This window comes from Microbacterium sp. B24, assembly GCF_000333415.1.
Lineage (GTDB): Bacteria > Actinomycetota > Actinomycetes > Actinomycetales > Microbacteriaceae > Microbacterium.
The window spans coordinates 1-1,075 of sequence record NZ_BADB01000463.1; the positions used below are offsets into that span (position 1 = coordinate 1).

Below are 1,075 nucleotides of genomic sequence, written 5' to 3' on the forward strand. Positions count from 1 at the left end.
CCACATCGAACCAGGACACCGAGTTGAGCGCGTGGTGCAGACCTGTCGGAATCAGCAGACGGTTCAGGAAGCCGTAGATTCCGGCTCCCACCGGACCCATCGTGGAGATCCACTCGCCGAAAGTTACCAGCGCGCCGAAGACGACGGGCCACACGAACATCAGCACGACGGCGACGACGAGCGACAGGCCGGCCGTCACGATGGCGACGGAGCGCTTGCCCGAGAAGAACGAGAGCGCGTCGGGCAGCTTCGTGTCCTTGAACCGGTTGTAGCACCACGCGCCGATGAGGCCGGCGACGATGCCGACGAAGACGTTCTGGACTTTGCCGAAGGCGGGGTTCACATCGCCCAACTCCCCCAGCCCCAGCAGCTTCTGCATCGTGGCGGGCGCAAGGAGGGTGGTGATCGTGAGCCACGATACGAGGCCCGCCAAAGCCGACGTGCCGTCGGTCTTGTTGGCCATACCGATCGACACGCCGACGGCGAACAGGAGCGGCATGTTGTCCAGGAGTGCCCCGCCGGCCGCGCCGAGGAAGGCGGAGGCGGTGTTGGCACCGCCCGCAGCGGAGCTGATCCAGTACGAGATGCCGGAGAGGATCGCGGCCACCGGCAGCACGGCCACCGGCAGCATGATCGACCGACCCAAGCGTTGCAAGAACTTCATCGATGAAACTCCGTCCTGGTGGGGCACTGGCTCTCGCGAGCGCGCGAGCCACGCATGGGACGCTACCCCCGATCAGGCCAAACGCACAGCATTCACTCAGGAATCGGCGAAATCTCCGACGAAAACGCGAAACCCCCGGGGAGCTACCCGGGGGTTCTTGGTGGACCTGAGGGGACTCGAACCCCTGACCCCCTGCATGCCATGCAGGTGCGCTACCAGCTGCGCCACAGGCCCATTTTCAGTTTGTCACCGCTCCGCGGCAACCCCTCAAGCTTACTACATGCCGAGGGGTGCGACGAACACGACTCAGTCCGCGACGGCGGGTGCGGGCACCTCGATCGGGATGATCGGGCAGTCCTTCCACAGCCGCTCGAGTCCGTAGAAGACGCGCTCCTGCTCGTGAAGACGTGA

At 65.0% G+C, this 1,075-nt stretch carries 1 protein-coding gene, 1 tRNA gene and 1 pseudogene; all 3 read right to left on the minus strand.

Annotation, left to right across the window (positions count from 1 at the left end; all coding sequences use genetic code 11):
- A partial coding sequence (locus I5I_RS13705) for a PTS transporter subunit EIIC (protein WP_036320916.1) occupies positions 1-664 on the minus strand: 664 nt, incomplete at its 3' end.
- Between the two features lie 158 nt (positions 665-822).
- Positions 823-898, minus strand: a tRNA-Ala gene (locus tag I5I_RS13710).
- A 72-nt stretch (positions 899-970) separates the two neighbouring features.
- Positions 971-1,075, minus strand: a pseudogene (locus I5I_RS17675) (ribosome silencing factor); the annotation flags it as partial.